At 54.4% G+C, this 25,817-nt stretch carries 20 protein-coding genes and 4 pseudogenes; 6 read left to right on the top strand and 18 right to left on the bottom strand.

Going from position 1 to position 25,817, the window contains the following annotated elements; genetic code table 11:
* Nucleotides 1-168: pseudogene (locus tag QOL67_RS08420) on the bottom strand (IS3 family transposase); the annotation flags it as partial.
* 146 nt (nucleotides 169-314) lie between these two features.
* A complete protein-coding gene (locus QOL67_RS08415; protein ID WP_283425533.1) occupies nucleotides 315-1,379 on the bottom strand; it encodes a DUF1214 domain-containing protein in 1,065 nt (354 codons plus the stop codon).
* A gap of 255 nt (nucleotides 1,380-1,634) precedes the next feature.
* Between QOL67_RS08415 and QOL67_RS08410 the strand changes: the two genes are divergently transcribed.
* The 3 genes and pseudogenes from QOL67_RS08410 (at nucleotide 1,635) to QOL67_RS22065 (ending at nucleotide 3,586) form a co-directional block, all read left to right on the top strand.
* A complete protein-coding gene (locus tag QOL67_RS08410) occupies nucleotides 1,635-2,606 on the top strand; it encodes a helix-turn-helix transcriptional regulator (RefSeq protein WP_283425532.1) in 972 nt (323 codons plus the stop codon).
* 273 nt (nucleotides 2,607-2,879) lie between these two features.
* Nucleotides 2,880-3,399: pseudogene (locus tag QOL67_RS08405) on the top strand (transposase); the annotation flags it as partial.
* The gene (locus QOL67_RS22065) at nucleotides 3,347-3,586 is read left to right on the top strand and encodes a transposase (protein ID WP_430458944.1); all 240 of its coding nucleotides are present in this window, start codon (nucleotides 3,347-3,349) and stop codon (nucleotides 3,584-3,586) included. The pseudogene QOL67_RS08405 and the gene QOL67_RS22065, both read left to right, overlap by 53 nt.
* A gap of 293 nt (nucleotides 3,587-3,879) precedes the next feature.
* Here the strand turns inward: QOL67_RS22065 and QOL67_RS08400 are convergent, their stop codons facing one another.
* The 3 genes and pseudogenes from QOL67_RS08400 to QOL67_RS08390 form a co-directional block, all read right to left on the bottom strand.
* Nucleotides 3,880-5,145 (bottom strand): response regulator, encoded by a 1,266-nt coding sequence (locus tag QOL67_RS08400; RefSeq protein ID WP_283425531.1) that lies wholly within the window; start codon nucleotides 5,143-5,145, stop codon nucleotides 3,880-3,882.
* Nucleotides 5,138-6,661 (bottom strand): sensor histidine kinase, encoded by a 1,524-nt coding sequence (locus QOL67_RS08395; protein WP_283425530.1) that lies wholly within the window; start codon nucleotides 6,659-6,661, stop codon nucleotides 5,138-5,140. Before QOL67_RS08395 ends, QOL67_RS08400 begins: the two co-directional genes overlap by 8 nt.
* 327 nt (nucleotides 6,662-6,988) lie before the next feature.
* A pseudogene (locus QOL67_RS08390) lies at nucleotides 6,989-8,191 on the bottom strand (IS30 family transposase).
* 153 nt (nucleotides 8,192-8,344) lie between these two features.
* On the opposite strand from QOL67_RS08390, the pseudogene QOL67_RS08385 reads away from it, so the two are divergent.
* Nucleotides 8,345-9,150, top strand: a pseudogene (locus QOL67_RS08385) (transposase); the annotation flags it as partial.
* A 143-nt stretch (nucleotides 9,151-9,293) separates the two neighbouring features.
* On the opposite strand, the gene QOL67_RS08380 reads toward QOL67_RS08385, so the two are convergent.
* From QOL67_RS08380 to QOL67_RS08350, 7 genes are all read right to left on the bottom strand, one after another.
* Nucleotides 9,294-10,676, bottom strand: coding sequence for an FGGY-family carbohydrate kinase (locus QOL67_RS08380; RefSeq protein WP_283425529.1), 1,383 nt, complete (start codon nucleotides 10,674-10,676; stop codon nucleotides 9,294-9,296).
* Nucleotides 10,673-10,987, bottom strand: a complete 315-nt coding sequence (gene rhaM, locus QOL67_RS08375; protein ID WP_283425528.1) for an L-rhamnose mutarotase — start codon at nucleotides 10,985-10,987, stop codon at nucleotides 10,673-10,675. The genes QOL67_RS08380 and rhaM overlap by 4 nt, the downstream gene beginning before the upstream one ends.
* Nucleotides 10,988-10,991: 4 nt before the next feature.
* A complete protein-coding gene (locus tag QOL67_RS08370; protein ID WP_283425527.1) occupies nucleotides 10,992-11,993 on the bottom strand; it encodes an ABC transporter permease in 1,002 nt (333 codons plus the stop codon).
* Nucleotides 11,990-12,967: an ABC transporter permease gene (locus tag QOL67_RS08365; RefSeq protein ID WP_283425526.1), complete on the bottom strand. Its 978-nt coding sequence runs from the start codon at nucleotides 12,965-12,967 to the stop codon at nucleotides 11,990-11,992. Before QOL67_RS08365 ends, QOL67_RS08370 begins: the two co-directional genes overlap by 4 nt.
* Nucleotides 12,964-14,508, bottom strand: a complete 1,545-nt coding sequence (locus QOL67_RS08360) for a sugar ABC transporter ATP-binding protein (protein ID WP_283425525.1) — start codon at nucleotides 14,506-14,508, stop codon at nucleotides 12,964-12,966. The genes QOL67_RS08365 and QOL67_RS08360 overlap by 4 nt, the downstream gene beginning before the upstream one ends.
* A 96-nt stretch (nucleotides 14,509-14,604) precedes the next feature.
* The gene (rhaS, locus tag QOL67_RS08355; RefSeq protein ID WP_283425524.1) at nucleotides 14,605-15,594 is read right to left on the bottom strand and encodes a rhamnose ABC transporter substrate-binding protein; all 990 of its coding nucleotides are present in this window, start codon (nucleotides 15,592-15,594) and stop codon (nucleotides 14,605-14,607) included.
* A 55-nt stretch (nucleotides 15,595-15,649) separates the two neighbouring features.
* Complete coding sequence (locus QOL67_RS08350) at nucleotides 15,650-16,450, bottom strand: DeoR/GlpR family DNA-binding transcription regulator (RefSeq protein WP_283425523.1); 801 nt, start codon at nucleotides 16,448-16,450, stop codon at nucleotides 15,650-15,652.
* Nucleotides 16,451-16,638: 188 nt separating this feature from the next.
* On the opposite strand from QOL67_RS08350, the gene QOL67_RS08345 reads away from it, so the two are divergent.
* Together QOL67_RS08345 and rhaI are read left to right on the top strand one after the other, a co-directional pair.
* The gene (locus QOL67_RS08345; protein WP_283425522.1) at nucleotides 16,639-18,735 is read left to right on the top strand and encodes a bifunctional rhamnulose-1-phosphate aldolase/short-chain dehydrogenase; all 2,097 of its coding nucleotides are present in this window, start codon (nucleotides 16,639-16,641) and stop codon (nucleotides 18,733-18,735) included.
* A 55-nt stretch (nucleotides 18,736-18,790) separates the two neighbouring features.
* Nucleotides 18,791-20,065, top strand: coding sequence for an L-rhamnose catabolism isomerase (rhaI, locus tag QOL67_RS08340; protein ID WP_283425521.1), 1,275 nt, complete (start codon nucleotides 18,791-18,793; stop codon nucleotides 20,063-20,065).
* Nucleotides 20,066-20,424: 359 nt separating this feature from the next.
* Here the strand turns inward: rhaI and QOL67_RS08335 are convergent, their stop codons facing one another.
* The 6 genes from QOL67_RS08335 to QOL67_RS08310 all read right to left on the bottom strand — a co-directional run bounded on the left by QOL67_RS08335 (nucleotide 20,425) and on the right by QOL67_RS08310 (nucleotide 25,817).
* Nucleotides 20,425-21,393: an aldo/keto reductase gene (locus QOL67_RS08335; RefSeq protein ID WP_283425520.1), complete on the bottom strand. Its 969-nt coding sequence runs from the start codon at nucleotides 21,391-21,393 to the stop codon at nucleotides 20,425-20,427.
* A gap of 79 nt (nucleotides 21,394-21,472) precedes the next feature.
* On the bottom strand, nucleotides 21,473-22,762 hold the full coding sequence (locus QOL67_RS08330; RefSeq protein WP_283425519.1) for an L-fuconate dehydratase: 1,290 nt from the start codon (nucleotides 22,760-22,762) through the stop codon (nucleotides 21,473-21,475).
* A complete protein-coding gene (locus QOL67_RS08325; protein ID WP_283425518.1) occupies nucleotides 22,762-23,604 on the bottom strand; it encodes a fumarylacetoacetate hydrolase family protein in 843 nt (280 codons plus the stop codon). Before QOL67_RS08325 ends, QOL67_RS08330 begins: the two co-directional genes overlap by 1 nt.
* A 20-nt stretch (nucleotides 23,605-23,624) precedes the next feature.
* Nucleotides 23,625-24,374, bottom strand: coding sequence for an SDR family oxidoreductase (locus tag QOL67_RS08320; RefSeq protein WP_283425517.1), 750 nt, complete (start codon nucleotides 24,372-24,374; stop codon nucleotides 23,625-23,627).
* A 4-nt stretch (nucleotides 24,375-24,378) separates the two neighbouring features.
* On the bottom strand, nucleotides 24,379-24,708 hold the full coding sequence (locus tag QOL67_RS08315) for an L-rhamnose mutarotase (protein WP_283425516.1): 330 nt from the start codon (nucleotides 24,706-24,708) through the stop codon (nucleotides 24,379-24,381).
* The gene (locus QOL67_RS08310) at nucleotides 24,708-25,817 is read right to left on the bottom strand and encodes a mandelate racemase/muconate lactonizing enzyme family protein (protein ID WP_283425515.1); all 1,110 of its coding nucleotides are present in this window, start codon (nucleotides 25,815-25,817) and stop codon (nucleotides 24,708-24,710) included. Before QOL67_RS08310 ends, QOL67_RS08315 begins: the two co-directional genes overlap by 1 nt.

The following is a 25,817-nucleotide window of genomic DNA, read 5'->3' as shown; positions in this document are numbered from 1 at the left end:
TTGTTCTGCACCGACTCCACCGTACTTTTTCTTCCAGCGGTAATAGGTCTGTTCCGTCACGATGATTTGACGAATTGCATCAATTCGAGGCATTCCTTGCGCCATCAATACTTCAACCTGTCGCAACTTCACGACAATCTCTTCAGGCTTGGGTCTCTTAATCGCCACCTATGGTCCTCCGATGCCCCAATTATAGGGGCGGACCAGTTCTTGGGGGGAGGCACACGCAGCCCAAAGCGGACCCTAAAATGGTTTCAAAAGTCCTTTGGCGGTGCAGGCATGATCCCGCGCCGCCGCTGGTTTCTGGGAAAACATCAGTTGACCAGTGTCATTTCAGGCAAAGTATATTCGCCGGCACTCACGCTTGGGGTTGGTCCATAAACACGCATGAGGATTGAGAAATTGTCGACGGTATCCATGCGGTTTGGCACATCACCACAGGCCCCTTTGGAGCCGTAGTATGTGGTAAATGTGCCATCAGAGTTCATCTCGGCTGTGCCGTCGTTCAGCACAGCGCGGTCATCGCTAAACATGTAGCCCTCTGAATCGTACATGGTGATCGACCAGAAATGTTCGTGCTCTGGCACCTCATAGTTTGCGGTGTAGCAAACCTCACTGGCGTTTGTACCGCTCGGGCTTGGTTGTAAAATATAGACAGTTTCGTAATCCGGGAATAGGCCCCAGGAACTGGCAACCGCGATACGGTGGTGTTCCGGTGTGGTGGCTTCAGATGCGCGCGTGTCTTGCCATGTCGGCGGATACTGGGTGAACGCTCGTGCCTTGGCTTCGTATTCGGCGCGCATTTCCAACATTTTCGCCCAATCCCAAGACACGTCCAACGGTTCTGCACTGCCAGAGTCCACATGCACCTGACGCAGTATATTGCGTGCAATTTTTATGTCGGTTTGGTCATTGGGGTCCCGCACCTGAATACGAGGAATTGCCACGACCCAACGTGTGTCCTGCGGACCGAAATGATAGGTGCCGGGGACCGACAGGATATCGACCGTGTAGTGATCCTGATCAATAATGTAGATCGATGCGTAACGTTCGTCCGGGACCTCAGGCAATGTCACAGAGAAACCTTTGCTAGTGTCTACCGGGATGCCCGAATAAAGCGTATCGCGGTTCATGCGGGGAACAACTTGGTGGTCTGTGGGGGTTGGAACCGCAAAGAATACCCCTCGGTTCATGCCGCCAGATTGCTGAAAGGACAACAGGCGCGCGTCCACTTCGGAGCGGATAAAGGTGTCTTCTGTTACCTCTTTGACGACAGGCTCGCCAAAATCGCCGGCCAGTGCCGGACTGGCGGTAAACAAAGCGACAGATCCCATAAGAGCCACAGCAGCCAACGACAGTGTTTTGTTTGCTTCGAACATCCTCTTGTTCCTTCCTTTCAAAGCTTAAGTCAAACCAGGCCTCACGATCTTCCCGGTCAATTCCCGACCACGTTTGCCGACTATTGGCTTTTTCCGTGGCCTTCGTGATCAAATTTGGCTTGCCGCAAGGCCAGTCACTACGTAATTTTCGACAAGGTCCAAATGTTGTAGGCAAAAAGTAGCTTTGGAGTCTGTGAGTGCCGATTACTTACGATCTGAAACGGTTTTTGTCGAAATTTATCGGGTGGTTGCCGGATGTTGTTTGAACGTGGTTTCTTTTCTTCAAACCACGCCAGTGAAATTGAGATGGCTCTCAAGCCGTGGGATGTTCAACTTGAAATCAACGATCCGATCCACAATCACTTTGAACTAGAATATCTGAACCTGCCCGGAATGTCGGTCTATCGGGAGCGCTACAACGGCACATCACAATTGATCGGAGTACCGCCGCCGAACCGCCTGATGATCTGCGCGCCTGTTGGAAATCTGGAACAGTCATCAATCTTGAATGATGGCCTGCTCAACGACCAAGTGTACGCGACCAATTTTGATCTTCTCGATATCAACTATGGCGCAAATCACGAAAATCTGGTGATCGAAATTGATCTCACTCATAAATTCGAGAACGGGTTTGCGCTGCCCTTGGAGAAACTGACATCGCAAACACGTCAGTTTGCGCTCGCACAATCGACTGCGGACGTAATTCATCTGCAAAACACATTGCGAAACGTTTTGCGGCTGGGGTCGCAAATTTCGCCGTCGAGACAGCTTAGAGGCATAAGCGCCATCAGTATCGAAATTCAGGCGGCTTTGACCCAAGTGGTGATCCCAAATGACTTGGCTCCATCGCATATTGGCAGCTCTGCTGCGGTCAGAGCAGTCAAAACCATGTTGGAGCATTTGCACACCCATCTGTTAGACTGGAGTTCGGTATCGGAGCTTTGTGCTAACATAGGGGTCCAACAACGCACCCTCGAAAGAGGCGTGCGGGCTCAATTTGACTGCACGGTTGTGCAATTTCTGCGTAAGTGGCGCTTGACCGCAGCCCGGCAGCGGCTGGTCGCGATTGGTCCGAACGAAGGCAAGGTCAGCGAGATCGCGATGTCTTTCGGGTTCTTTGACCTTGGTCGTTTTGCGTCCGCCTACCGCACGTGTTTTGGGGAATATCCATCTGAAACTCTAGCGGCCTCGTCCAGACAAGCGACACCGCTTTTGCTGCTGAAGTAGTCGAAACTGTCAAGGGTTAGGTGTAACCTGGAGGGCCAACTGACGTTCGAGGTGCAGCCTAATTGGTCTGCTGGTGGCCGTTCGCGAGACTTTGCAAAGTCCGAATTTGCGCATACCTGCCGTCGGCGCTTGGCCTGGGTGGACCTCTTAGCCAGTGATCAACGATAGAAACTGCCGGATGTCCGCTCCCAGCCTATTCTGTTGAAAAACTCTTGTTGATTTAGGTCTTTGCTGCTGATTCAATTGTCTTATTGATGTTGGAGATTGATTGTGATGATGGGACCACGTCAGGAAGCACAATCTGCTCTGTTCTATGATTTCTTGATAGAAGACCACGTCCCCGGCGATCACGTTCTGCGGGCTATTGATGGCGTTATTGATCTGTCCAGCGTTCGGACGCATCTGACTGAATTTTCCAGCTCCACTGGCCGGCCTTCAATTGATCCAGAATTGATGATGCGGATGTTGTTGGTGGGATACGTCATGGGCATTCGGTCAGAACGTCATCTGTGCGAAGAGGTCCATCTGAACCTCGCCTATCGTTGGTTCTGTAAGATGGATTTGTCGGATCCAATTCCAGATCACCCGACATTTTCCAAGAACCGGCATGCATTGCCCGATAGGCGATTGCAACGCAATCTGCCGTAAGGGGCGTTTCCGCGACAGCGATGTGTTGCGCCATGTGTTCGAAACCGTGGTCGCCCAATGCCTTGAGGCAGGTCTAGCAAGCGGTCAACGGTATGCAGCCGATGCCGGCATTATTGCTGCCGACGCTAATCGTCAGAAGTCCTCAGCGAAAGCTACGCAAAAAGGTCGAAATGTCGTTCGCCCATCTAAAACGTATTCACGGCTTAGGTCGGCTTCGATTACGGGGGCCATGTGGCGTTCATGACGAATTTATCCTCGCCGCAACCGCCCAGAACCTCAAAAAGTTAGCCAAACCAGCTCCGACCCCAATTCGGGCCAGTGCCGCTCAGTAAAATCAAGGCGGGAACCATTACCTTGTGATCCAGGACGCGGGAAACCATGAGTTTTTCAACAGAATAAGCCGGAAGCAGAAGTTTGCTGCGTCATTGCGAGTGTCAGCTATGTGCAGAAAGCCAATTTTTGATAGACATCGCTGCAATTGTATCAGATCGACAAGACCAGCCACTTGCTGTCAAACTTATCTCCCATTGTCCGTGTTTACGACCAAAACCTCGTTGAGCCTCACCACAATTTCGAATTCAGATTTGCTCCAATTTTCGACTGTTCGTAAAGCCACGACTTGGTCTTAACCCATTCGTTGCAGCAAGAATTTTGCGGTTCTGTCGCTCGTATCTGTGGAGCATATCCCAACGAGCATATCCCGAGCCGTTTCATGTTCTCCGAGTTCCAATGCCAACATCGCAGCATCGAATTCTACACTTGTAGAAATGCGCGCCTGTTTTTGAGAGGCAGGCAGAGCATCCAACACTTCGTAGATTGTAGTTGGTGATTCTCGCCCTTTTACTGTGATGTCCGGTATGCGACGCAGCGACAATTTACTTTTTAGTGCCGACGCCACCTCGTCGGAGATTAACATGGGAGTATCAAAGTCTCGGGTCATGCTTTCGAGACGGGCGCAGAAGTTTACCGGGTCGCCGATAACATCACATTTCAATCGTTCGCTGTTGCCAACAGTGCCCAGGATCAACACACCAGTATGCACGGCCAATCCCATATCGATACCCGGCCGGATGTCGGTTGACCGCCCGCGTTCAAGTAGGATTTGTTGCGCTGCAACTCCCGCTTGTACGGCCTCGTCAACCGTTCCTGGGAAGAGGGCAAGCACGCCGTCGCCCTCAAGCCCACCAATGAACCCACCTGCCTCACGGAAAACCGCATCAAGAATGTTGATGTATTCATTAAGCAGGTCAAAGGCTTGTCTGGGCCCAAGATTTGCAGCGTGGATAGAAAAGGAGCGCATATCGGCAAACACGACCTGCATCTCGATTTCTACTGCATGTCCTTCTTCGACATCGACGACACGCTGTTTTCCCAACACCGAAAGAAACTCTCGAGGAACAAACCGCAGGCTTGCCTCATGCGTCTCTCGCAGTTCTTTTTCCTTTGCGCGCAAATCTCGTGCGCGGCCCCAGGCAATCAACGCTTCTTTTATAGTGAGGATCAGATCATCTTCGCTCCAAGGCTTTCCAATATATCGATAAAGGTTCGCTCTGTTGACTGCTTCGCCGACAGAGTCCGCGGTTGCTTGCCCTGTCAGCAATACATTCAGGGCATCCGGGAGCATTGCGTGCGTTTTTTCAAGAAACTCTTCGCCCCGCATGCCTGGCATAAGTTGATCTGAAATGACTAATGGCACAGGAACGTTGCCATCGATGAGCTCTTGCAGCACTTCGAGACCTTCTTCACCGGATTCTGCTATCTCGATGGCAACTCCCTGCAAATTGTTGCGCAACTGCTCTTGAAGGCTGGTCAGAATGATTTTTTCATCATCAACACACAAAATGGTGGGCGTTACGTCCGGGCTGCTGGCGACTCGCGCAATTTCATCCATCAGCAGTCCCTTTCGGCAAATTGCTCGCAGCGTCTACGGGTAGTCGGACGGTGAAAACTGTTCGGCCAGGAGCGCTGTCTACTTCGATCACTCCCCCGTGGCGCTGTACAATGTCAGCGCTGATGGACAATCCAAGCCCTGTGCCTTCGCCTATCTGCTTGGTCGTATAGAAAGGTTCGAAAATGCGCGCGACTGCATTTGGTGGGATTCCGCAACCGGTGTCTTCGATGGATACGAATAACTCATCTGAGGAGCTGGTCGCCTTGATCTTCAACACCCCATTACAATCCATCGCCTGCAATGCGTTGTGAACAAGGTTTGTCCAAACCTGATTCAACGCGTCGTGGTCTGCTAGGATTGTTGTGTTACCGTCAAATGATCGCTCAATCCGGACACCCCGTTTTATTAGGTTTTGGTAGAGCATCAACACTGTATCCAGACTTTCACCGACCGAAGCTGAGGAAACATGGCCATCATTTCCGGGGTGAGCATATTTTTTTAAAGCGAAGACAATTTTTGAAGACCTGGCTGCCGCAGTTTTGATTGTTTGGCAATTTCTGTTCAGGCTGGAGAATGCGCGCAACTGGGAGAACACCACCGGCCAGCGTTCACTTCGCAGGACCGGAAGATGTTCAGTCCCGAGGGCTGACACGCCTATTTCAACCAACTGAGTCGCTTTTTCCTGACTGTCGTTAAACCCGTGTTCTTGCAATTCACTGGCCAGTGAGTTGCGAAGACTGCGTTCCTCTCTGGTCGTCAGCTCGACATTGACCGCTGCGATCCCTCGCAGCATATCAGCTAGGCCTGACAACTCGGACTCGTTGGCCGTTTCGTTGAGTTCTGGCAAGCCTGACAAGATGATACTGATCGACCTGTCTAGGTTATCGTTTGAGGCGCGGATTGCGCCTAGAGGGGTGTTTAATTCATGCGCCACGCCAGCGACCAGATCACCAATTGCCGCCATTTTTTCGCTTTGGACCAGTGCATTTTGAGATTGTGCCAGCTCGTCATTCCTTTGGACCAGCTCAACCTCCATTCGCTGTCGAAGCTGCATGAAGATGCTGATCAGTGCGAAAATTGCCAACGACACTGCAAGGAAATTCATGGTGAATAGGTACAGTGGAAGCTTGAGGAGTGCCTCGTTCTCAAACAGGTCAATAGGCGGAGGAATTTGAAACTCAAAGTAAAGCGAGACGAAGGTCAACAATACAAAGAAGATAAGCCAGCGCAGCGAGTGTGTTCGCTCGTCAAAAGACTGAGCCGCGCTCAAGCACAACATGGACCACAACATGGTAGCGCCTGATGCAACCAACCCGCCTAACATCCACTGAAACAAGAACGGCAGGAGAATACTGACAAAAATCTGGATATTCCGGGCTAGAGCAAAGTTCTTGGTGCGGGCCAGAAAGGCAAAGTTAATTGCTGTAATCAGCACATAGCCAAACGGTATTGCGCTTTGAATATGCAGGTTTAAAATGGTAGCCACCACGCCCCAGAGCAGGCCGCCGCCAGACATTACAACGCCCGTCGCGATCAGGAACCGATGCTTTAGACGTTCCTCATCCGTATTTCGGGCGCGTCAGCAATGGTACCTAAATCTGCGAGTAAGCTCCTCAACCCGACATTCTCCCCTGTTCCGCGATGTTTCTCCGACACGTTGCCCGAGTTAGGTGCAAGCGTCTAGATAAAGCATCAGAACGGAGAAGGCTGCATGAGCTAATCAGCTGTCCAGAAGTTGGCCAATTGGTCTGCTTTCGCTTTGGAGCGGTCGTTTGCAAAAAATGACCTAGACAGCAGCTCTGGATCGTCAACGAAAATTTACAATCCGCTACCTGCAGCGGTTTCACCGGACCGCCGCAACACATGCGTTAAACCGTTCTGCTGGAGTTTCGTATCCCAGCGTTTTTCGAGGTCGTTCGTTCAGTTGTCTTGCGACTGCGTTGAGCTTAGCTTGACTATGCATCGACAAATCGGTGCCTTTGGGGAAGTACTGTCTCAACAAACGATTTGTGTTCTCGTTTGTGCCGCGCTGCCATGGTGAGTGTGGTTCTCACAAGAAGACGTCGATGTCAGTGGTTAAGGTGAAGGTCTTGTGACCTACCATTTCTGACCCCCGGTCCCATGCAAGAGAACGATACAGCTCCTTGGGCAGCTTGCGGGATTATTTGATGAGCGCCTGAATGACGCTGTGGCTGCCTTTGTTGCTAGCCTTTGCCAACATCACAAAGCGGGTGTAGCGCTCGACCAGCGTGGCAAAGAAGCTGTTGCGTGCGCCTGCGATAAAATCACCTTCCCAATGCTCTGGCACAGCCCGATCTTCTACCTCTGGGGGCCGCTCCCGGATTGAAACAGCGTCGTTGAACTTTCCCAAGCCGCTCCGCTTCAGCGTGACATGACGCGACCGCCTGATGGATCGTGTGGCACGTAAATGCGCCTGTAGTTCCTTCTTTAAGACGCCCCGCGTCTGAATGAACAGGCTCCGGTAGATTGTCCACCTCTCGGGACATTGCCCTGCGATGCCCTGCCGGTCAGTGCATGCGAGATACGTTTGTCTTCCTCACCAGGATGTTCGCGCATCAGCCAGCATGCGCTTTGTTGAGGGGACCCACTTGCGATGTAGCTTGGTCGATATCATGCGGCAAAGATAGTCGTTGCCGACCAGCTTACAGGGCTTTGGACGGTGCGCGCGATCCCAGGCATTCGCCTCGGACCTGGCTGCACGGTAATGTTTGTTGCCGCCATTACGGCGAACTTCACGGCTGACAGTTGAAGGTGCCCGGTGAAGGTTGCGCGCGATGAACCTCAGGGACTGCTTGGCTACAAGGCCCCGCGATATCGCTTCCCGATCACTCAGTGTCAACGCCAACCGAGACCGCGTGCGGGTTATTGGTCTAATGCCACCAGTGCGCTCAAGTAATGGATAGATCGAAGAAGATCCGCGCTCAAACACACGTCCAATCGAACTCATCGACTCTCCGCGCTGCCACCGATCCCATATCTCCGCCTTTTGCTTCTCTGTGAAAAATACCCGCTTCCGATAGGCCATGACTTACACTCTATCTTTCCAAAAAGACTAAAGTGTTGCGTCGATCCGTTGAAACAAGCGGAGCGAAAAAATCACTGCGGCGGAAGCGCAACGACTGCAAGCGGCCGCCCAATGCATGACGTTCGTGCAAAACACACCCAACGACAGCTCCCAAGCCCCGCATTCTTTGCATATTCTGACAACTAACTCATCGATACCGATCATGGTGTCATCGTTGATATTGAAGGCACCCGTTCAATACGGCAAGCCGAGGTCGGTTCAACGAAGACCATGTTGGATCGGGTCAAAGACAGGTTCGATCTCGACCCAGAATGGGTGATCGCAGATACAGCCTACGGTTCAGGGCCAATGCTAGGCTGGTTGGTTGATCGCAACATCGCGCCACATATCCCAGTGATCGATAAGGCGGGGCGCACCGACGGAACATGGTCCCGTGCAGACTTCGAATGCGATGCGCAAAACAACCAATACATCTGCCCCGAGGGTGAACCGCTTAAGCAGTTCCGCCGGAATTACTCTGACCCAAATCGAGGTCCGACGGGCAAAGGTGTCGCGCGATATCGCGCGTTAAAGGGAACTTGTCAGGCTTGCACCTCGAAGAACAATTGTTGCCCGAAGGCAGATGCGCAAGATCTCCCGCGAAGAGCACGAAGACGCCAGAGATGTTGCCCGCGCCATCAGAAAAACACCGCAGTACAAGAGCTCATCCAAAATTGCGCAAGAAAGTCGAAATGCTCTTTGCGCACCTCAAGCGCATCCTTGGGCTGGGGCGGTTGCGATTGCGCGGCCCCTCTCGGGATCATGGCTGCGCCATGACCCTATCGGGCAACGCATGCGGCGCAAATGACGAATTCCTCCTCGCCGCAACCGCCCAAAACCTCCGCAAACTCGCAAAGACCATTCCTGCACCGCAGCAAGTGCACAAAGCCTTATGGGAAAGGCGCTCGGGCCTTATTTAGATCGCCGCTTTCTGCGCCAGCAATGCGTTGTTTTTCCACAGAATCGGCGGATTGCGGACTTTCGCCGCAGAGTACTCAGACGTCTGCTTTGCAAAATTCCGTCATTCGGCTTCACCCAAGCCATAAGTGCCTTGATTTGTCGATCAGCGTTGGTTCACTGCGCTGAACCATTTTTTTGCGTAACTGAAAAGGCGCTGATCTTGTGGTTTCTCGGATGAAAAGCCGCTCGCAGATTTTGCCGGCTTATCAATCAGCATTGCGGCGCCAACACTGGTTCCAGTCTGTGAGAGCGCCGCCTCGACATGACCCGCACGGAGCAAGTTGAGCATGCCTAAGTAGTCGGAGTTTCTGGCAAACGGACCTTCGACGATAGTTGTTTCTCCGCCAGCAGTCAGCTCAAGACAGCACTCTGTCATCAATGCAAGATAGAGGGAGAGCGCGTAGATGCGTTGTCCATCCGTCTCTGGCGGGACAGTCCATTGCATTCTTTGTCCCGGGAATGGCCCGCTCTCCGTTACTACAGACGGCAGCAGCATAATCTGGTTGCTATGTACCAGATCACGATCCTGATCCGTGGGGGTCGCGTCTGACCCGTTCCGGATGATTTCGTATTCTCTTCCCCCCATAAACCGGGCAGATGGCACCGGTTGCCCTAAAGCATTCACGTTGATCAGCGTGTCACGTTGGGCATCCAGTTGCGGTGCCTGTGCACCGCCCAAGGTCATGCACACCACCCAAGTCCCCGTTGAGACAACCGAAATCGGCTGAGTGCCGTGATTAAGATACGGAACCAAAGAGGCGTTGCTGTCGTGAATTCCGCAAACAACCGGCGTGTCAGGCGAAAGGCCCGTAATCAGGCTGACGGTTTCATCCAAATCTCCCAGAATGTCAGAGGACTGCCGCGCTGGCGCAAGCTTCTCTAATACTCCCAACCGCGCGACCAGAGACGACGGCTTGCCATCCAATGGGTTCCAAAGATCGGTGTGGCATCCAAGTGATGTCACATCACAAGCCAGATTGCCGGTCAGCCGATACCCCCAATATTGCGGGTAAGTGATGATGTGTTTGGTGCGGTCCAAAAGCGTTGGATCGGTGTCAAAAAGCCAATGCAACTGTGCCCCGACATTGAGGCCGCCGGGTAATCGAGGCGACCCGGTTTCCGAGAAATCCGGCCGTATTTGATCATAGGTGTCGGCCAAATCGTCTGGCCCGTGATGCTCATAATCCAACATTGGACATGCCAGCGCGCCATCCTGGTCCAGCAGAACAATGGAGGCGCCATGCGTGGTCACAGAAATCGCGTCAACACCGTGTTGGGCATGAAACGCCGCAAGGTTTTCAAGAAAGAACGCCCAATGTCCGTCCAGATCAAAATGCGGGTAAGGCGGCCCTGCAAGGACCGTGTTGGGGCGGGTCACAACGGCCAACTCGGTCATTGTCGCGCCATCGACCATCGCGAGCTTGGCGTTCGTTTTACCAACATCGATCACAGCAATGTGGCGAGAGTTTTTAGGCGGGGTGGTCATGGCATATGGAACACTTGTTGGAGATCAACCGCAACGGGGCTGTTGTCCGGATGTGAGTCCATAAGATCGGCCATATACGCCCACCAGCGCTTCATCACAGGATGATCTGGCAAGGCATCCATCGTGTGGTCGTTACGGCGCCACAACACGCCAAACAGCTGACGTGTTTCTGCATGGTAATGAATGGAGTAGTCCTCCACACCGGCCTCCTTCAGAAGGGCAACAAGCTCCGGCCAAATCTTATCATGGCGCTTGCGGTATTCATCCAGTTTACCTGAGTGAAGCGTCATGCAGAAAGCGTGCTTTTCCATCAACTCAGCCCGCTTTCTTGCGCCACATGGCCCAGAGTCTTGGCAGCGCAATGACCCCGATGAGCAAGAGACCAATGAAGATCGACAAGACGATGCCAGGCACATTGAGCAAGCCAAGGCCAAACGTCACCAGCCCCATGACAAAGGCGGCAATAACGACACCCGGAATGGAGCCCGAGCCACCAAGAATGTTTACGCCGCCCAAGACAACCATAGTGACCACCTCAAGCTCCATGCCCGAGGCAATCGAAGGTCGCGTGGATCCGAGCCTCGAAGTTAGACAGATTGCTGCCAAGCCTGACATTAAGCCCGTCAGCAAAAACAAGGCCATCTTGACGCGATCTACCCGCACTCCGGAGAAGAGCGCACCAGTCGCGTTATTGCCCGTGGCATAAACCATTCGGCCAAAGTTGGTTTTGTGTAGGACCACGCCAAAGATCACCGCCAATAGGGCGAAAATGACAAATTCGACAGAGATTACCCAGAAAACATAGCCCTGTCCGAACCACGAAAACGAGCTGGGATAGCCGCGAAACGCACCGTCCCCGAGGACAATGTAGCTGATGCCCCGAAACAGGCTCATGGTGCCGATGGTCACAACGATTGAAGGTAGGCCGAGTTTGGTCACCAGAGCGCCGTTAAACGCGCCACACAGCAGGCCCGTTGTTAGGCCAACCAAAACCAAAACGGGAGTTCCCGCGCCCATTTCCATGGCGACGCCCATGGCGGTCGAGGCCAAAGCAATTATGGCTGCCACCGACAGGTCAATTTCGCCGGAGATGATTAGCAAAGCCATGGCAAAGGCGATCATAGCTTTTTCGGTGAAATTAAAGGTGGCGTCCGACAAGTTCCACGCATTGAGGAAGTATGGCGAGGCCAGCGAATTCACGATAAAGATCGCGATGGCGACAGCCAGCAAAAGACTTTCCCAACTGACCAATTTGTCCTGCAAAGGGGACCGCAGCCGGTCCGGGACGTGACGGGGGGCGTTTTCGGTCAGGCTCATTGTGCATGCTCCGCGGATTTCAGAATGACGCGCCCTTTGGAGCGTCCGGATTGGGCATTAAACGCAACCGCAATGATGATCGCCGCGCCGGATATTGCGAGCTGCCAAAATGGCGAGATGTCGACCACGGGCAACGCGTTTTTGACAACACCAAGAAACAAGGCGCCCAGAAGCGTCCCAACAACAGTGCCCGCACCGCCAGCAATGGATACACCGCCAATCACGCAAGCCGCCACCACATCAAGCTCAAAGCCTCCAGCAATGTCGACATAGGCCACCGAATATCGCGCGACCCAAAGATAGCCTGTCAAACCAGCCAGCATGCCGGAGATCACGAAAGCTGCGAATTGCGTCTTACCGACGTCGATGCCGGTATAAATTGCTGCATGGGGATTGCCGCCCACAGCGTATATGGACCGTCCCAACGTCGTGCGTGCCATAAGTACGAGCATAACGACAGACACCAGAACCGCGATCCAGCCAAGCACCGGCACACCAAAGATGTCAGATCGAGGAAACCCGGTAAAGTGCGGGCTCATTTCGTGGGCATTGATCCATTTGCCATCGGTCAGCAAAAAGATGATGCCGCGAAAGATGGTCATTGTGCCAAGCGTGACAACAATCGGAGGAATACTAAGCTTCCAAACCAGGATGCCGTTGATCGCCCCCAACATCGCGCCCAGTGCCAACGACACTGCCAGAATGACCACAACCGGAAGATCGGGGGCCGCCACGTTGATCATCGCGCAAACCATCCCTGTTAGGGCCAAATTTGCGGCCACCGATAGGTCGATACAACGGGTCAGGATCACCGCCATCTGGCCCATCGCAAGGATCATCAAAGGCGACGTGTCTGTGAATACCGCGACAAGGTTGCCGGGCGCGACAAATGCGGGAAAACGCGCTGCAACAACAAAAAGCAGGCATAAAATAGCACCAAAAAGGATCGCTTCGCGGGACTTAAGATGGCTCATACCGCGTCTCCTTTTGCTTGAATGCCGACGGCATGACGCACCAGTGTTTCGGGGCTCAACTCATCGCCTTGAACTTCGACAACCATGCGGCCTTCGCGCATGACAATCACCCGATCCGACATGCCAAGAATTTCAGGAATTTCAGAACTGACCATAATCACCGACAAACCTTGAGCGGCCAATTCAGACATAAAGTCGTGCACAGCCGCCTTGGAGCCGATGTCGATGCCTTTGGTCGGTTCATCAAGGATGATCACGCGCGGCTGGGTGGCCAGCCACTTGGCAATGACCACTTTTTGCTGGTTACCGCCAGACAGGGCCCCCACGTTTGTATCCAGTGAGGCTGCACGCAAATCAAGCCGCTCGGTGTACTCGCGTGCCAAGGCAAATTCTTCGGCCAACTGGATAAACCCCTCACGTGACGTTTTATGCAGCGATGGCAATGTGATGTTTTGAAAGATCGGCATGTCCAGAATGGCACCCTGCTTGCCGCGATCTTCGGGAACGTACACGATGCCTGCCTTGATTGCGTCGGCGGGGGAACGGATCACACGCACTTTGTTGTCAATCCGAACCGCGCCTTTGGATGGCCGTGTGATCCCGATCAAGGATTGCATAAACTCAGACCTGCCAGCACCGACAAGCCCGTAGAACCCAAGGATTTCTCCGCGGCGAAGCGTAAAGTTGATATCCTCAAACTCTGTTGGGTGGCTGTAACCAACAACCTTCAAAACCTCGCCCCCGACCTCTGCATGGCGCTTTGGAAACAGTTGTTCAACGGCACGCCCAACCATCATCTGAACCAATTCCGCCTCCTTCACATTGGCCATGTTGCCAGCGCCGACAAATTGTCCGTCGCGAAACACCGTGTAGCGGTCGGCAATGCGGAAAATCTCGTCAAACTTGTGGGAAATAAAAAGGATGGCCTTGCCCTGCGCCTTCAATGTATCGACCAGCTCATAGAGTTCCTCGATCTCGGTCTGGCTCAATGCGGCAGTGGGTTCGTCCATGATCACAACGCGCGCCTCAACCGACAAGGCGCGGGCAATGGCGACCAGATGCCGCGAGGCGATCCCCAAGTCCTTGAGCTTTACGCCGGCATCAATCGGAGCACCGATGGACTTTAGAATTTCTGCGGTTTTGGCGTGCATTGCCTTGGTGTCGATCAAGCCAAACCGGTTTTTGGGGGCGTGCCCGATGTAGACATTTTCGGCGACGGTCAATTCCTCAAACAGCACGGTTTCCTGATGAATGGCAGTGACCCCGGCATCCGCTGCATCCTGCGGGGTTGGGAAATGCACGGGCTGTCCATCAAGCACAATCCGCCCACCATCGGGCTGATAGATACCGGTCAGAGTCTTAACCACTGTAGACTTTCCGGCTCCGTTTTCACCAATCAAGGCGGTCACTTCGCCTGCAAAAAGGTGTAGCTCAACGCCATCCAATGCCTTCACGCCAGGAAATGTTTTGGTGATATTGTCCAGAGACAGAACCGGATTGAGTGCCGGATCGTCACTCTGTTCGCTCGCCTGATAAGTCATTTGCGCATCCCCGCCGCAAGGCCCGCCACGGGCACTTCGTTCACTTGGAAAAAGGGCGACGTAAATCGCACGCCGCCCTTTTCTTAGGGAGTGATCTTAGAAGATTTCTTTGAAATCATCGATGTTGCTGGAGTCATAAACAAACGGATCGGCCATCGCCGCAGCATTTGTTTCGTCCAATGTGATTGTGCCCATGCGGCCAATCGAGATTTCCGCACCCGGCGCAGCGGTGGCCGCTTCGGTTGCCAATTGATGCGCCAACATGGTGGCGGAATAGCCAAGATCAATCGGGTTCCAGATCGCGAAGGACTTTGAAGCGCCACTTTCGATGGCACCGGCCATCTCAGACGGCAGGCCCAGGCCAGTTACGTTGACTTGGCCAATTTTCCCCGCGTCAGCAACAGCCTGCGCCGCGGCCACAATGCCAACAGACGTTGGTGCGATGATCGCGTCCAGCTCTGGATGCGATTGCATCAGACCTGTTGCTTCACGGTAAGATTTGTCCGCCAAATCGTCACCATACACAGTAGAGACAACATCGATACCGCCGTAGTTGCCCATCACCTTGGTCATCTCTTCGATCCAGATGTTCTGGTTCGTGGAGGTGGTGGTTGCCGACAGCACAGCGACTTCGCCACCGTCAGGCAGGTGATCTGCGGCAAGTTTGATGATCATATTACCGATCAACGCGTTGGACGACGGGTTCAAATGCGCCTGACGGCCGTCTTCGGCCACACCAGAGTCCCAGGACACAACTGTAATGCCGCGTTGCATTGCTTTCTTTAGGGTCGGCACAAGCGCGTCGGTGTCATTGGCAGACACGGCAATCGCGTCCACTTTCTGTGCGATCAAAGAGTTGATGACTTCAATCTGGCCCTCTGCGGTGGTGTCGGTTGGGCCGGTGTAGATGATTTCAACACCGCCAATTTCCTTGGCAGCTTCTTCTGCACCCTCTGCGGCTGCTTCAAAGAAGCCAATGCCAAGTGCTTTCACAACCAACGCGATCCGCATGTCGTCTGCGGCCGCAGGTCCGGCGAACAAGCCCGCAGCCACGGCTACGGATGTCATGAGTTTGGTAAATTTCATTGGGCGTCCTCCCTGGTTCCCCTAAATTTACGGCTCGCCGTCCCCTCGCGGAGTACTACGACACCGCCTCCTCCTTCGAAGCGCCAACCGGCACCACGATCAATTTGATGTCCGCTGATTCCACCATGGCGGCAGAGCGGTCACTGATCCCGTCGTCGGTGATCAGCACATCGATATCTTTGAGCGGGCACAGCACGAGACTGGAGCGCTCTTTGAACTTTCCGGAATCGACCAGCAAAACAACTTCGTCAGCCTGACCAATCAGCTTTTGCTCGGCCTGAATGATAAGCGGATCCGCTTCCATCACACCCAGTGGCCCAACCCCCTGCGCGCCCATGAACATGCGCCGGGCGTAAAAATTGCGCGTCACATCATTGTCAAAGGGAGACAGCACAATGTTTTGCTCGCGATAGATCACACCACCAGACATTAGAACCGTATTCTTAGAGTTCTTCAGAAGGTGCTCAGCAATCGGAAACGAGTTGGTAAACACTTGGCACCGTCGTGTCGCAAGCGGGTGCACCATTTGAAAGGTTGTGGTGCCGCCGTTGATGATGATCGGCTCTCCTTCGTCACAAAGCTCCACCGCTTTGCGCGCAATTGCTTGCTTTTGCGCGATGTTGATTGCTTCGTTGACTGCAAATGGTCGGCCAGCGAGGCCGGGCAGTTGATTGGGGTGCAGTGCCTCTACGCCACCGCGAACGCGGCGCAGTTTCTTGGCTTCGTGCAATGCGGAAATATCCCGACGAATGGTCGCCTCGGACGCGCCAGTCATACTACACAGGTCCAAAACCGTCACCACCGGACGGTCCTGCACTGCAGACAGTATGATCCTATTGCGTTCCTTTTCGTGCATCACTTTCCTCCCGTTGACACTGACGATGCCGCAGACATTCAATCATTGTCAATCACTAATTGTCATTTACTTCCATATTCCGCGTAGATCTGATCATTTATGACTGTTTGTGATTGACATTCTGTCGCGCCACGCTCAATCTCTGACCAAATCTGATTGAACTATCTGTGGATCGGGAGGAGATCACAATGACAACCGAAGCAAACCGGCTTGTTTCTCTATGGGACGAGGCCAAGGCGGCCAACATGAGCGAGCCTGAAAAACTTCTGTATCGTTCAAATTTGCTTGGGTCTGACAAGCGCGTCACCAACTATGGCGGCGGCAACACCTCCGCCAAAGTTTTTCAAGCTGATCCACTTTCTGGCGATGAAGCGGAAGTTCTTTGGGTAAAAGGGTCGGGTGGTGACGTTGGCTCTATTAAGATGGACGGGTTTTCCACGCTCTATATGGACAAACTGCGTGCGCTCAAAGGTAAGTATCGCGGCGTTGAGTTTGAGGACGAGATGGTTGGTTACCTTCCTCACTGCACCTTTAACCTGAACCCTCGTGCAGCCTCGATCGACACGCCTCTACACGCCTATGTCCCGAAGGCCCATGTGGACCACATGCACCCGGACGCGATCATCGCCATTGCCGCCTCCAAAGACAGCAAAGCCATGACGCAAGAGGTTTTTGGCGACGAAATTGGCTGGCTGCCATGGAAAAAGCCCGGGTACGAGCTGGGCCTGTGGCTGGAGAGGTTTTGCCTTGAAAACCCAGACGCCAAAGGCGTGATCCTGGAATCGCATGGGCTCTTTACATGGGATGACGACGCCAAAACATGTTATGAGCTTACGTTGGATATCATCAACAAGGCCATCGCCTATTTCGATGCGAAAACCGCCGACGTGCCCGCCTTTGGCGGTGCAACTCACACTAGCCTCTCTGCTGTGGAACGCCGCAATGTTGCCGCGAAACTCATGCCCGCGATTCGTGGGTTTGTGTCGGGGAAACAGCCCATGGTTGGCAACTTTGTCGACTCAGATACCGTTCTGGAATTTGTGAACGCAAAGGACATGCCGGCACTTGCGGCTTTGGGAACGTCCTGTCCGGACCACTTCCTGCGAACAAAGATCTGCCCGTTGGTGGTAAACTTTGATCCCACCAAGAACAACATAGAAGCGGTCTTGGAAGGATTGGAGGCCCAAATTGCCACCTACCGTGAAGGGTATGCAGCCTACTACAACCGTTGCAAACACGACAACAGCCCCGCTCTGCGCGACCCAAACGCTGTGGTCTATCTCATTCCCGGCGTCGGCATGATCACCTTTGCCAAAGACCGCGCCACAGCGCGTATTTCCGGCGAATTCTACGTCAACGCGATCAACGTGATGCGCGGCGCGGCGGCGGTTTCTGAATACTGCGGATTGCCGGAACAAGAAGCTTTCGACATTGAATACTGGCTGCTTGAGGAGGCCAAACTTCAGCGCATGCCGAAACCCAAAAGCCTTGCCGGTCAGGTTGCGCTTGTCACCGGTGGCGCTGGCGGTATAGGCGCCGCAACAGCTGAGCGCTATTTGGCCGAAGGCGCATGCGTGCTGCTGGCTGACATAAGCTTGGACAGTCTTGCGGCCACCTATGAAAACCTGACAAGCCGATATGGCGCGGATGTTGTGCGGACCATTCTGATGGATGTCACGGATGAGGCGGAGGTCGCTGCAGCCTACGCCTATGCCGCTGTGGAATTTGGCGGCGTGGACATTTTGGTATCAAATGCTGGTATTGCGTCGTCCGCGCCGGTGGAAGACACAACACTAGCTTTGTGGAACAAAAACATGGACATCCTGTCCACCGGTTACTTCCTTGTCTCCCGCGAAGCCTTCAAAATTATGCGCGTACAGAACATGGGTGGCTCTATTGTATTTGTGGCCTCTAAAAATGGATTGGCAGCTTCACCCAACGCCTCGGCTTATTGCACTGCCAAAGCAAGCGAGATTCATCTGGCGCGCTGCCTGGCACTCGAAGGTGCCGAAGTTGGAATTCGCGTGAACGTTGTGAACCCGGACGCGGTGCTTCGGGGATCCAAAATTTGGGAAGGTGAGTGGCTGGACCAACGGGCCGATACATACGGCACCGACAAGGAAGGTCTTGAGGAGATGTACCGCAACCGCTCCTTGCTCAAACGGTCGGTCCTGCCCGAAGACATCGCAGAGGCCGCCTATTTCTTTGCGTCCGACAAATCGGCAAAGTCGACCGGCAACATCATCAACGTGGACGCCGGCAACGTTCAGGCCTTTACACGCTAAACACCTGTCTGCGCCGCCGTGGGGATGGCGCGCGCAGACCCTTCGGGAGGATACTATGTTTGATCTAAAAGTGATCGAGGCCGAGAACGCCAAACTTGAGCGTGACCTGGACAAAGACTTTGACAGCCTCGGTGAACGGCTGGACCGGCGGGGCGTGGACATTCAAGCACTTGTGGCCAAAGCGCAGAGCTTTGGCGTCGCTGTCCCTTCCTGGGGGACTGGCACCGGTGGCACCCGTTTTGCCCGCTTTCCAGGCGGTGGTGAGCCAGCCAATATTTTTGATAAACTGGACGATTGTGGCGTCATCCACGCGCTGACCAAAGCTGCGCCCTCCGTCTCTCTGCACATACCGTGGGACAAGGCCGACCCCGCCGATTTGCGGGCCAAGGCGGATCAGCACAGCCTGTCATTTGATGCGATGAATTCCAACACCTTTCAGGATCAAGCGGATCAGATGCACTCCTATAAGTTTGGTTCTTTGACACACACCGATGCGTCCACTCGGGCGCAAGCGGTTGAGCATAATTTGGAATGCATCGAGATCGGCAACAAGATTGGCTCAAAGGCGCTGACGGTCTGGATCGGTGATGGCGCGAACTTTCCGGGCCAGACCCATATGGGAAGGCAATTCGAACGCTATCTAAGCTCCATGAAAGAGATCTACGCCGGACTGCCGGATGATTGGCGCTTGTTCTCAGAGCACAAGAGTTATGAACCAGCCTTCTATTCGACCGTGGTTCAGGACTGGGGAACGTCGCTGTTAACCGCGCAAGAACTTGGCGACAAAGCTATGTGCCTCGTCGATCTGGGTCATCACGCACCTAACGTGAACATTGAGATGATTGTTTCGCGCTTGATCCACGCTGGCAAACTTGGTGGCTTTCACTTCAATGACAGCAAGTACGGCGACGATGATCTGGATAGCGGAACAATCGATCCATACCGCCTGTTCCTTGTGTGGAACGAATTGGTCGACGCCGAAGGTACGCCGGGTTTGGATTTGGCGCATATGATAGATCAGTCCCACAATGTGACCGACCCGATTGAAAGCCTGATGGTGTCCGCAATGGAAATTCAAAGAGCGTTTGTTCAGGCCTGCCTCGTGGACCGCGAAGCTTTGGCCGGCTATCAGTCCGACAATGATGCGCTCATGGCATCGGCAACTTTGCGCGCCGCATTCCGTACGGAAGTGGACCCAATTTTGGCTAAGGCTCGTCAACTTTCCGGAGGAGCCATTTCTCCAGTGACCGCTTTTCGCGCCTCTGGGTATCGAACCGGTGTGACTGAGCGCCGACCACAGGTAAATGGTGCGGGTGGTGGTATCGTCTGAAAGAGAGGGCGATCATCGCGCTGATTTCATGGTCGCCAATTTTTAAGGCTCGCGAGAAAACACGCGTTCTCGTGGCCCTTGTTCGACCATGTCTTCTTGGCCGCAAGGACCGCGGCGACCATTCGAAGCGGGAGCTGTCCTTCGACGAAGCTCCCTGCAATGACCGGTTTGGGCTGATGCCAGTCCATAAGGACCAAGGGCGAGCTTTGCTTCTAGCCGAGTCAAAATTACCATAACAATTGCGGCGCTGGTCAAAGGACGGGAAGCTGTCGTTAGTTGCGGCTCGCGCCGCACTCGGCGGATATGATGCTTAGTCCCGTTTGGTTGTAGCGAATTTGGCATCTTTACAGAGCCGCCTTTCAAACAAAGAAAGCCTCGGCAAACTTACCTGGCACTGAAGTCCTCAAGGCCGCCAAGTTGCGCTGCAAGGTCGATGCTTTGGCCGTGCCAATCAAAACCGACGCCGCCAAATCATGCTGCTTGGCAAACAACAATGCAGCGGTTGCAAGCGGAAGGCCAAGCGCCTCAGCAGAGGATTGCAAATCAGTGGCTTGTGCCAAGATTTCTGGGCTAGCGGGGGTATAGTCATAGGTAGCACCGTCGATTGGACCTGTTGCCAAGATTCCGGAGTTAAAAACGCCACCCAAAACAAGGCTGGTGCCCATTTCCCGACAGCGCCGTGTCAAATTTTCTTCGGCAGACCGGTCCAACAAGGTCAATCGCCCCGCTAAAAGGATCACGTCCAGAGCGCCGTGTTGCATGACCTCCAGGCAAATTTCGTTTTCGTTCACGCCAAGCCCAAAGGCGCGGATGCGACCCTGTTCCTTCAGGCGAACAAGGCGTTCGTAGCCACTGCCAAGAAACGCCTCCATGTGCTCGTCGTTACCCTGGCCATGAGTGTAGCGCCCTATGTCATGCACAAAGGCGATATCAACCATTGGAGTGCCGAGCCGCTGCATGCTGCTGTCCAGCGACGCCTCGATGCCGTCGCCGGAATAGTCGTAGCGCACATCATTTGGTAGCGGGTCGACAAACCCGTCCGCCTCAGACATCGATTGTCCCGGAGACAACACGCGACCCACTTTGGTGGACAGGGTGTAGCTATCACGTGACCTGGTCCTTAGAAAATTTCCCAAACGTTGTTCTGAGAGACCTCGGCCATAGTGAGGCGCAGTATCAAAAAAGCGGATGCCCGCTTTCCAGGCGGTGTCTATGACCTCCTGTGCTTGGGCATCAGACACCGCGTGATAGAGGTTGCCAATGCTGGCGCAACCAAAGGAGACTTCGGTCACGGTCACGTCGGTGTTGCCAATGCGGTTGAACTTCATGAGGCACCCTCTGGATTAGGCTTAGATCGGTTTGGTTTGAGTTGGCGCCACACCCGAACACACCGGATGCGGCAACTGATTATTCTGCTGCCAACGACGGTTGAAAACGGTAAGTCGCAATCGAGTCCGGCTTCATCTCGATTGAGAAACCTGGCTTGTTTGGAGCCTGGTAGGCGCCATTCTCTACCACGCAGGGATCAACAAAGTGCTCATGCAAGTGGTCCACAAACTCTATGCGCTTATTGTCTTTTTCACCCGTGATCGCGACATAGTCGATCATCGAAAGATGCTGCACATATTCGCATAACCCAACGCCACCTGCATGTGGCCACACCGGCAGGCAAAATTTGGCTGCCATGAGCTGCACCGCGAGCACCTCGTTCAATCCTCCCAATCGGCAACTGTCGATCTGCACAAAGTCAATTGCCTCATGCGCCATGAACTGTTTGAACAGAATTCGGTTCTGACACATTTCGCCGGTGGCCACTTTGATTGGCGCCACGCCGTCGCGGATTTTGCGGTGTCCAAGCACATCGTCGGGGCTGGTTGGTTCTTCGATGAATAGCGGCCTGGCGAAGGCCAGTTCTTTGACCCACTCAATTGCCTGATCCACCTCCCAGACTTGATTGGCGTCGATCATGATGTTCATCTCTTCACCAAGCTCTTCGCGGGCAATGGTCAGGCGGCGAATGTCGTCCTGAAGATCGCGCCCGACCTTGAACTTGGTGTGTGTGAAGCCGGCCGCGCGGGCGTCTTGGCAGAGACGCCGAAGCTTCTCGTCTGAGTACCCGAGCCAGCCAGCGGAGGTCGTGTAACACGGGTAGCCTTCGGCTTTCAGCGTGGCGATGCGGGCCTGCTTGCCGGGCTCGGCGTTGCGCAAGATTTCCAGCGCCTCGTCGCGGCTCAGAGCATCACTCATGTAGCGAAAGTCCACGAGAGAGACGATCTCTTCCGGCGACATCTCGGCCACCAGCTGCCAGACAGGTCTACCCGCCTCTTTGGCCAACAGATCCCAGACCGCGTTCACAACCGCTCCGGTTGCTAGGTGGATAGCGCCTTTGTCAGGCCCGATCCAGCGCAGCTGGCTGTCCCCTGTCACATGGCGCCAGAAGCGCCCCATGTCATCTCGGATCCAGTCAAGATCAACACCAACAACGAGATGCTGCATCGCCTTGATCGCGGCAACACAGATGTCGTTGCCGCGGCCGATGGTGAAAGTCAGACCGTGACCCTCGTGAGAACCGTCGGTTTCCAGCACCACATAAGCGGCTGAATAATCCGGATCCGGGTTCATGGCGTCAGAGCCATCCAGCGCGTCCGACGTGGGAAAGCGAAGATCATGAGTGCGCAGAGCTGTGATTTGAACCATCAGCCTGCCACCACGGTTTGCACCTGCACGCCTAGACCTTCGATGCCCAACTCCATCGTGTCACCGGGCTTGAGGTAGGTTTCCGGATTTTGTCCCATTCCCACACCCGGAGGGGTGCCGGTGGAGATCACGTCGCCCGGTTGCAGACTCATAAATTGTGAAAGGTGGGAGATCACGGTGGCTACGTCAAAATGCATCGTCTTGGTGGATCCATCCTGATAGCGGTGGCCATTGACCTCCAAATACATTGCCAGGTTTTGCGGATCCGCCACTTCATCGCGCGTCACCAACCACGGGCCAATGGGGCCAAAGGTGTCGCAGGACTTGCCTTTTACCCACTGACCAGAGCGGTGCAGTTGGAAGTCACGTTCAGACAAGTCGTTGACCACACAGTAGCCAGCAACATGGTCCAACGCCTCTTCCTTGGACACATATTTGGTGTGTTTGCCAATCACCACACCCAGTTCCACTTCCCAGTCTGATTTGACGGAGGTGCGGGGAATTTCAACATCATCGTTTGGCCCACAGATCGCAGAGGTGGCTTTGAAGAAAATCACCGGCTCTTCCGGCAGCGCCATACCAGCCTCCGCCGCGTGATCCGCGTAATTCAGGCCGATACAGATAAATTTACCCACATGCCCAACGCAGGCGCCCAGACGGGGGCTGCCCTCGACAAGCGGCAGACTGGCCACGTCCAGCCCCCGCAGCGTTGCGATATTCTCATCGCTCAAAGCCTCTCCGGCAACATCCCCAATCACGCTAGAGAGGTCACGGATGTTGCCGTCCTGATCTAGCAATCCCGGTTTTTCTGCACCTGGCGCGCCATACCGCAAAAGTTTCATCTCTTGTTCTCCTTAAACTCTTATACCGACCAACCGCCATCGATGGCGTGGGTCTGACCTGTGGTGAAAGCGCTATCATCAGACGCGAGGTAGAGCGCCAATGCGGCAATTTCCTCAGCTGTACCGATACGGCCCATAGGTTGGCGCGCGATGAAGTCTTTCAACGCCTGTTCATAGTTTCCAGTGGCCCGGAGTCGCCCGTGCATTGACGGGCTGTCCACCGTGCCGGGGCAGATCGCATTGCAGCGAATGCCTTTGGTCACGTAGTCGGCCGCCACCGATTTGGTCAGGCCGATTACCGCGCCTTTGGAGGCGCAATAGGCAAATCGGTTGGGCACACCTTTGATCGATGAGGCGACCGAGGACATGTTGATGATCGAGCCACCGCCATTTTGCAACATCGCGGGCAAGGTCAGCTGAATCAGGCGGTACATGGCCTTCACATTCAGATCGAAGCTGAAGTCCCAATCTTTCTCGTCGCACTCTAGAATGCTGCCGCTGGCAACAAAACCGGCGCAATTGAACAAGACGTCCAGCGCGGGCAAGTCTTTGGCGGCTTCTATCACTGCAGGACCGTCGGTCACATCCAGCTTCAAGGTGCTAACGCCCTCAATCGCGTCCAGTTCAGCCAAGGCGGCATCGCTGATGTCGCTGGCAATCACCCGCGCGCCTTCGGCGGCAAAAAGCTCTGCGGTGGCGCGGCCAATGCCTTGGCCGGCGGCAGTAATCAATGTGGTTTTTCCGGCCAAACGGCCTTGTGGTTTTGTCATTGTCTCAATCCGTGTGAAAAACTTCTTCCATCATCGCCCATTGCTCCCCGGCGTTGCGGGTTGCGAGCGGAGACTGGCATGGGTCTGTGTGACTCCACCATTTCTGGGTGCGTGAGTCCTTGGCCATCTCGGCCATGTCGGCGGCGAAGTCCGTGCCGTGGTATTCCCAATAGCCAAACAGCAAGTTCTCCGGTTCCCTCAGGAAAATGGTGTAGTTGCGAATGTTGCTGCCTTTGATCTGCGCCAACACATCAGGCCAGACGGCGGCGTGCAGCCGTTTATACGCATCGATCTTGTCGGGCTTTACGCCAATCACCATGCCCATGCGCTGCATCACATGCCCTCCTTGATGGTGATCGGCTTGGCAAGTGTGTCGAGCCGCGCCCAATCCCACTTGATGCCAAGGCCGGGATCGTTGCAGGCAAATGCCATGCCGTGTTCAATCCGCATGCCGTCTTCGGTGATGCCATCCAACTGAGGGATAAATTCCAGCCACTTGGCATTGGGCACGGCACAGACCAGCGGCAGATGCAGCTCCATCAGGAAATGTGGGCAAACCATGACACTAAAGGCCTCGGCCAGATGCGCCACCTTCAGCCACGGTGTGATGCCACCGATGCGGGCCACGTCCACTTGCACAATGGAAGCCGCACCGGCCTGTAGATAGTCTTTGAATTGGCTGAGAGAATACATGCTCTCCCCCACAGCAATAGGCACCGAAGTCCGGCCCGCCAACTCGCGATGCGCGGCAACATCATCTGCCTTCAAAGGTTCCTCAAACCAGCCGACGCCAAAATCCTCCAACATCTTTGCGCGGCGGATGGCCTCGGACAGCGTGAAACCCTGATTGCCATCGGTCAGGATCTCATACCCAGGCCCGACTGCGTCTCGTACAGCGGAAAGGCGCGCGGCATCCTCCGAGATGTGCGGGCGGCCAATCTTGATCTTGGAGCCTTTAAAGCCCTGCGCTTGCATCGCCAGAGCATCGTCTACAAGAGCTTCGGCACCAAGATGCAGCCAGCCGCCTTCGGTGGAATAAAGCGGTATTCGATCCCGACTACCGCCCGCGGCTTTCCACAGAGGCAGGTTTTGCTTGCGACAGCGCAGATCCCACAGCGCTGTATCGATGGCGGCAAGCGCCAGCGAGGTTATAGCCCCAACAGCCGTGGCATGCGTGGTGTAGAGCAAGTCACGCCAGATACCGTCGATGCGATCTGCGTCCTGACCGATCAGACGTGGTAGCAGAGTATGCTCCAGCAACGCCATAACCGACGGGCCACCGGTTCCGATAGTATAGCTGTAGCCCGTGCCGCACGCGCCGTCGCTGTCATAGATCGTCAGGAGCGGCGTTTCTTGCGAGACAAAGGACTGGATGGCATCGACTCGCTCCACCTTGGGCGCGAGATCCACCATGCGCAGTTCGATATGGGTGATTACTGCCAT

Origin of the sequence: Shimia sagamensis, from assembly GCF_900182745.1 — a bacterium.
GTDB lineage: Bacteria > Pseudomonadota > Alphaproteobacteria > Rhodobacterales > Rhodobacteraceae > Shimia > Shimia sagamensis.
This window is presented reverse-complemented; position numbering and strand designations above follow the sequence as displayed.